Annotated in this window: 6 protein-coding genes and 2 pseudogenes; 2 read left to right on the top strand and 6 right to left on the bottom strand. The window is 70.4% G+C overall.

What is annotated here, in order from left to right; all coding sequences use genetic code 11:
- Both JWN68_RS10995 and JWN68_RS11000 read right to left on the bottom strand, forming a co-directional pair.
- On the bottom strand, positions 1-660 hold a 660-nt coding region (locus JWN68_RS10995; RefSeq protein ID WP_297738641.1), incomplete at its 3' end, for an AMP-binding protein.
- Between the two features lie 187 nt (positions 661-847).
- Positions 848-1,762 (bottom strand): aminoglycoside phosphotransferase family protein, encoded by a 915-nt coding sequence (locus JWN68_RS11000; RefSeq protein WP_297738644.1) that lies wholly within the window; start codon positions 1,760-1,762, stop codon positions 848-850.
- A gap of 88 nt (positions 1,763-1,850) precedes the next feature.
- Here JWN68_RS11000 and JWN68_RS11005 point away from each other — a divergent pair, with 88 nt between their 5' ends.
- Entirely contained in the window at positions 1,851-2,693 is an 843-nt protein-coding gene (locus JWN68_RS11005; RefSeq protein WP_297738646.1) for an NAD(P)/FAD-dependent oxidoreductase, read from the top strand.
- A 63-nt stretch (positions 2,694-2,756) separates the two neighbouring features.
- Here the strand turns inward: JWN68_RS11005 and JWN68_RS19320 are convergent.
- A pseudogene (locus tag JWN68_RS19320) lies at positions 2,757-2,831 on the bottom strand (AraC family transcriptional regulator); the annotation flags it as partial.
- A gap of 400 nt (positions 2,832-3,231) precedes the next feature.
- Here JWN68_RS19320 and JWN68_RS11010 point away from each other — a divergent pair.
- Positions 3,232-3,576 (top strand): annotated as a pseudogene (locus tag JWN68_RS11010) (crosslink repair DNA glycosylase YcaQ family protein); the annotation flags it as partial.
- Here the strand turns inward: JWN68_RS11010 and JWN68_RS11015 are convergent.
- The 3 genes from JWN68_RS11015 to lepA form a co-directional block, all read right to left on the bottom strand.
- Entirely contained in the window at positions 3,557-4,105 is a 549-nt protein-coding gene (locus tag JWN68_RS11015; RefSeq protein ID WP_297738648.1) for a HutD family protein, read from the bottom strand. The pseudogene JWN68_RS11010 and the gene JWN68_RS11015 overlap by 20 nt on opposite strands.
- Before the next feature lie 117 nt (positions 4,106-4,222).
- Entirely contained in the window at positions 4,223-4,816 is a 594-nt protein-coding gene (locus tag JWN68_RS11020; protein ID WP_297738650.1) for an alpha/beta hydrolase fold domain-containing protein, read from the bottom strand.
- Between the two features lie 275 nt (positions 4,817-5,091).
- The coding region (gene lepA, locus JWN68_RS11025) for a translation elongation factor 4 (RefSeq protein ID WP_297738652.1) at positions 5,092-6,738 on the bottom strand (1,647 nt) is incomplete at its 5' end.

Genomic DNA, 6,738 nt, shown 5'->3' on the forward strand with positions numbered 1-6,738 from the left:
CTTGATCGCTGCGCCCTCGTAGACCCAGGAGCGGTGGTTGAGACGCACGCCCTTGGGACGGCCGGTGGTGCCGGAGGTGTAGATCAGCGTCGCGAGCTGGTCGGGCGAGATCGACTGTGCCGTCTCCTCGATCACGTTCGGGTGCTCGGCGAGGTAGCCCTTGCCGAGCGTCTTCAGCTCCTCGAGCGTGATGACCCACTCGCCGTCACCGGCCCCGTCGAAGACGACGACCTTCTCGACATGGGGCAGCTCGGCCTTGTTGTCGGTGAGCTTCTTGACCTGCGTGGCGTCCTCGACGAAGACGACGCGGCTCTCGGAGTCGCTGAGGATGTAGGCCGTGTCCTCGGCGTTGGTGGAGGGGTAGACGGTGGTCGTGGCGCCACCGGCACACATGACCGCGAGGTCGGCGAGGATCCATTCGTAGCGGGTGTTGGAGGCGATGCCCACCCGCTGCTCGGGCTGGATGCCGAGCGCCAGCAGGCCGGCCGCCAGGGCGGACACCGTCTCACCTGTCTGCTTCCAGGTGATGGACTCCCAGGACTCCCCCTGGGGGTAGCGGAACGCCTCCCGGTCCGGCGACTTGGCGACCCGGTCGAGGAACAGGACCGCCACGTTGGGCGACATGGTGTCGACAAAACTGGGATCGGTGTTGATGGGCATGCGACTCCCTGACTGATGTGCTGGGCCGCGGTCGGCTCCGACCGCGTTGGCTGACTCTCGGGAGTAACCTAGATCACTGCGTTACGCGGCGGTAGCATTTGTCCGTTCCCAGGACACCCCGCCGCTGACCAGCGCTGATCTGCAGGTCGTGCAGCCAGTTCCGCGCGGCACCGGGATCCGTCGGCGCTCAGTCCTGGACCGCCTTGGCGATGGCGATGCAGCGGGTGATCCACTCCAGCTCGTCGGCGTCGGGTGCGCGGTCGTCCCGCTGCGCGTCCTCGACTGACCAGTGCGCGTTGAGCACCATCCGCACGACCACCCAGTCCCGCGCCCGTTCCTCGTCGAGCCCGGCACTGTCCACCACCGCGTGGAAACGCCGGCGCACGCCCGCCCTGATGTCACCCGCCAGCTCGTCCCAGCGGTTCCACAGCAGCGGGGCCGGCTCGTAGTGGGGGTCGCCGTTCATCGGCTTCGGGTCGATGACCAGCCACGGCTCGTCATCGCCCGCCAGGACGTTCTCGTAGTGCAGGTCGCCGTGGATCAGCGTGCCGGTGCTGGCGTCGTCGGCAATGAAGCCCCGGGCCAGGGCGGTCGCCTGCTCCACGAGTCGCCTGGGGATCGGGGCGTTGCGCGGCATCTGCTGCAGGGCGTCGGTCCAGCGTGCGACGTACGACGTGACCGTGCGGAGCTGGGGCAGGGCCGGCACGTGGATCCTGCCGTAGAGGCCGCCCACGACCTCGCACGCCTCGACGTCCCACAGGTCCGTGAGGTCCTCGGGGTGGAGGCGTTCGAGGAGCAGCGCGCGCCGGTGGGGATCGGCGCGCAGGAGTCGTACGGCGCCTGCCCCACCCCATCGCTGGAGAGCCAGGCCCTCGTGCTCCGACTCCTCGTCGCCGTCAAAGCTGATCTTGAGCGCCGCCGGTCGCCCCGCGACGGTGCGGACCGGGAGGACCAGGGAGACCCAGCCGTTCATCGCAGCGCCGTCCAACGACAGCTGCCACTCCTCGACCAGGCCCTCCGCGAGCCGGGGAAGACGGTCGAGCCAGGCGGCCCAGTCGGCTCCGAGGCTGCGACGGGTCTCGAGGTCGGCCGGGATCTCCACGCCGCCATCATCACGGAGACGAGCCACATGAAGACCAAGGGGTGCGGGTACGGGCGAGTCAGCACCCCACCGGCCACCAGGAGAGTTCATGTACGACGCACTCGTCATCGGCGGCGGCCCTGCCGGCCTCCAGGCTGCCCTCACCCTCGCCCGGATGCACCGGCCCACGCTCCTGCTCGATTCGGGGACCTACCGCAACGGCCCGGCCCAGGGCATGCACAACGTACTGACCAACGACGGCCGGCACCCCGCGGAGTTCCGCGCCGTCGTGCGTGGTGAGCTCGCGGCCTATGACGACGTCGAGGTTCGCGACATCGCGGCGGACTCGGTCGAGCGACTGGACGACAAGACGTTCGCGGTCGGTCTCGCGGACGACAGTGTCGTGATCGCCCGCAACCTCGTGCTGGCCACCGGGCTCCGCGACGTGATGCCGGACGTCCCGGGTTTCGCCGAGGCGTGGGGTCGGAGCGTGCACATGTGCCCGTTCTGCGACGCGCACGAGCTCAGCGGCCGTCGCCTCGCGGTCGAGGAGGCCGAAGGCGCTCCTCACGTCGTCGCGATGCTCTCCCCGATCGCAGCCTCGGTCGAGGTCGTGCCGCCCGTGACCAGCGTCGAGATGACCTCGGAGGGGCTCCACGTGGCCTCGAGCTCCAGCAGGGTGGTGGTCGACGCCCTGTTCACCCATCCCGAGTTCGAGCAGGCGGCTCCCTTCGCCTCACAGCTCGGCCTCGAGCTCAACGAGAGCGGCTGCGTCGCCATCGACTCCTTCGGTCGCACCAGCATGCCGGGGGTCTATGCCGCGGGCGACCTGGCCCACGTCGAGGACCTGCCCCAACCGGTGATGTCGGTGCTCGCGGCCGCCTATGCCGGTCAGGTGGCCGGCTCCTCCGTTCTGAGCGACCTGATTGCACCGGTGGCCCAGTCGGCGTAGGTGCAGACGCTCGGACGGCCGGTCACACCGTCGGCTGGTCGGCGAAGCACTCCCCGGCGTCATGCCGGTCACGGTGCGGAAGTCGTGGGTGAAGTGGGCCTGGTCGGCGTAGCCCAGGTCTGCTGCCACGTCCGCCAGCGAGGACGCCCCCGCCTAGAGAGCCAGCACCGCGTCGTGCAGACGGCGACGCTGGGGACCCATCCAGTCGCAGACGGCGCTCCCCCTTCATCGGCGGCACGGTCCACACCGCGACGCCGACCCAGCTGGTTCGCAGGCCGGCGGCGGGGTCGTGGTCGGGGCAGGGGCGACCGGTCTATCGCACGGCCGACGCGGTGGTCGACCGTCCGCATTCGACACCCCGCAGGCGACGCTCGACGACGCCGTCTCCCTCCACGTACGCTGCCACGGGCCCGTCTCGTGCCACGACATCGCGGGGGTGGTCGGGGCTCGGGCTGCGGTCGTCGACGAGGCGATCAACCGTCTCGGACTGACCGGATCGTCCGGCCCCGGAGGTCGGACGTAGGTCGACGTACCGGACGCGCCCGCGGGCCGCGACCTGTCCGGCGTGCGGTTGCTCCCGGAGTTCGAGGCCCTGATGTGCGGCTACGACCCGTCCGGGCGTGACCGCTTCGCCGAGCCCGAGCACCTGCGCCGGCTCTGGAACCAGAGCAACGGGATGGTCCTGCCGCCGCTGCTGGTGGATGGGCGGATCACCGGCTACTGGCGAGCCGCCGGCTCGGCGAAGCGGTGTCCCCTCGAGGTCGTGTGGTTCGCAGGCACCCGCGAGCCGCGCGCGGACGAGCTGGACGCCCCCGTCGCCGGTCTCGAGGCCGCCCTCGACATCACGATCACGGCGGTGACGCTCAGTCGCGAGGCGGCCTGAGCGCGCGCTGCAGCGTGATGATCGCCAGCGTGCAACGACCGGAGACCTCCCCCGGGCCGACGACGAGGTCGTACGCCGCAGCGTCAGCCGTCCCTGCCTGAGCCCGGCCCTGGATGACGAGGGCTGCCTGGTCGTCTGCCAACGGCAGCGCCGACCCGCGCCCCAGCTCGAGCACGGTCACGAAGGCGGAGACCTCGGCGGGGTCGACGATCAGATTGAGGGCACGTACGGGCCCCTTCGGCACGCTCGCACCGACCTCGGCGGCGCCGTCGAAGCCGAAGGGCCGCCGCGGCTCCACCACCTGCTCCACACCGTCGACGACCAGCACCAGCACCGTCCCGTCCACCACGGTGAGCAGACGCTGCCGCTCGGGGAACGCGGAGAACCGCCCGTCACGATCGATGTCGGCGAGGCTCACCCGCCACGCACCGTCCTCGGCGCCCAGCAGCTCGCGGGTGGTCCCGCCACCGTTGGCCCAGGACTGCGCCGTGACGTCCGCGGTTCGTACGACCTTCGGGTGCGCGCTCATGGTTCCGAGACCGTACGCCCAGCCTCCCCGGCGGCTCGGACCTCGGTGGCGACCATCGCCATCGTCACGCGGGCACGCACGGGGTCCTCGGTCAGGAAGTAGTGGTCGACCCCGGGGTCACGTCGTGCACGACTCGCACCCCGCAGGCGCGCAGGCGCGCAGGCGCTCGGCGTACGCATCACCCTCGGCGCGCAACGCGTCGCGCTCCGCAGTCAGCACGATCGCCGGTGGCAGCCCGCTCAGGTCGTCGGCCAGCAACGGGGAGGCCTTGGGCTCGGGCCGAGACGCCGGGTCAGGCAGGTAGACCCGGCGCACCAGGCGTCGCAGGTCCGGCAAGATCATGCCGGGATCGTCGTCCCGCGGCTCGCCGGACAGGTCGAGAGCCGGGATGCCGAGGACCTGCAGGGTCGGCGAGAAGCTGCCGGCGTCGCGCGCCTGGAGGCACACCGACGCGGCCAGCCCCCCGCCCGAGCTGAATCCACCGACCGAGACCCGGCTGCCGTCGAGCCCGACCTCGTGGCCGTGGTGTGCCCACCACGCTGCGGCGTCATGCGCCTGGTGCTGCGCGACCGGGTAGGCCACGCGCGGGGCGACCTCGAAGTCGACGTTGGCGACGGCCACCCCAGCGGTCGCGGCAAGGTAGCGGCACCACCAGTCGTCCATCGCGGGGAAGCGCATGAGGAACGCTCCGCCGTGCAGATGCACGTGCACCGCAGGAGCGTGGCCGCCGGGACGCGGACGATGGAGGAAGACGTGCACCGTGCCGTGGCGCGTCGGGACCTTGATCCGCGTCGGTGCCGGCAACTCCGAGCCGGCGAAGGCCAGGTCGCGGCCGTAGTCGACGGTGAAGCGCGCAGTCGCCCGATCACCTCCACCCGCAGGCGGTCACCGATCCTCACGGGCGGCGGGGGCTGGTCGCGGCGCTGGTCTTGTCGTCCATCGGCTGACCGTAGGACGTCGGGCGACCCCACCGGCGCCAGGGCGCGCTACTTCTTGCCGGTCTTCTCCGTCGGCTGCGTCGTCGACAGCGCGGCGATGAAGGCCTCCGGTGGGACCTCGACGGTGCCGATGTTCTTCATCCGCTTCTTGCCGGCCTTCTGCTTCTCGAGCAGCTTGCGCTTGCGGCTGATGTCACCGCCGTAGCACTTGGCGAGGACGTCCTTGCGGATCGCGCGGATGTTCTCGCGGGCGATGACCCGCGCGCCGATGGCCGCCTGGATCGGCACCTCGAACTGCTGGCGCGGGATGAGGTCCTTGAGCTTTCCGGCCATCATCACGCCGTAGCCGTAGGCGGCCTCACGGTGGATGATCGCGGAGAACGCGTCGACCGGCTCGCCCTGAAGCAGGATGTCGACCTTCACCAGGTCGGCGGCCTGCTCGCCGGAGCGTTCGTAGTCGAGCGAGGCGTAGCCCTTGGTGCGCGACTTGAGCTGGTCGAAGAAGTCGAAGACGATCTCGCCCATCGGCAGCGTGTAGCGCATCTCGACGCGGTCCTCGGACAGGTAGTCCATCCCCTGCAGGTTGCCGCGCTTGGTCTGGCACAGCTCCATGATCGTGCCGATGTAGTCGCTGGGGCTGAGGATCGTGGCCTTGACGACGGGCTCGCGGACCTCGGCGATCTTGCCCTCGGGATATTCGCTGGGGTTGGTCACCACGATCTCGGTGCCGTCCTCCATGAGGACCTCGTAGACCACGTTGGGCGCCGTCGAGATGAGGTCGAGGTCGAACTCGCGCTCGAGCCGCTCACGGGTGATCTCCATGTGCAGGAGACCGAGGAAGCCGATCCGGAAGCCGAAGCCGAGGGCGCCGGAGGTCTCGGGCTCGAAGGCCAGCGCCGCGTCGTTGAGCTGCAGCCGCTCGAGGGCCTCGCGCAGCGTGGGGTAGTCGTCGCCGTCGATCGGGTAGAGCCCCGAGTAGACCATCGGGTTGGGGTGCTTGTAGCCACCGAGGGCCTCGGTGGCGCCGTGGTGCTGGCTGGTGACGGTGTCACCGACGCGGGACTGGCGGACGTCCTTCACCCCGGTGATGAGGTAGCCCACCTCCCCGACGCCGAGGTCGCCGGCCTTGACCGGCTCGGGGCTGATCACGCCGACCTCGAGCATCTCGTGCACGGCACCGGTCGACATCATCTTGATCCGGTCGCGGTGGGTGAGCTTGCCGTCGATGACGCGGACGTAGGTGACCACGCCGCGATAGGTGTCGTAGACGGAGTCGAAGATCAGCGCGCGCGGCGGGGCGTCCGCGTCGCCGACCGGGGCCGGCGTCTGCAGGACGATCTCGTTCATGAGGTCGGCGACCCCCACGCCGGTCTTGGCGCTGACCCGGAGCACGTCCTCGGGCTCGCACCCGACGAGGCCGGCCAGCTCGGCGGCGTACTTCTCCACCATCGCGCCCGGCAGGTCGATCTTGTTGAGCACCGGGATGATGTGGAGGTCGGCACCCATGGCGAGGTAGAGGTTGGCCAGGGTCTGGGCCTCGATCCCCTGCGCGGCGTCGACCAGCAGCACGGCGGCCTCGCACGCCTCGAGCGAGCGCGACACCTCGTAGGTGAAGTCGACGTGGCCCGGGGTGTCGATCATGTTCAGCGCGAACGTCTCGTCGCCGACCTGCCACGGCATGCGGACCGCCTGGCT

It is taken from the genome of Nocardioides sp. (assembly GCF_025964975.1).
GTDB lineage: Bacteria > Actinomycetota > Actinomycetes > Propionibacteriales > Nocardioidaceae > Nocardioides.

What these genes read in the sequence shown, in the direction of transcription:
- JWN68_RS11015 (WP_297738648.1), bottom strand. Translation starts at nt 4,105, where the DNA reads ATGAGCGCGCACCCGAAGGTCGTACGAACCGCGGACGTCACGGCGCAG.
- JWN68_RS11005 (WP_297738646.1), top strand. Translation starts at nt 1,851, where the DNA reads ATGTACGACGCACTCGTCATCGGCGGCGGCCCTGCCGGCCTCCAGGCT.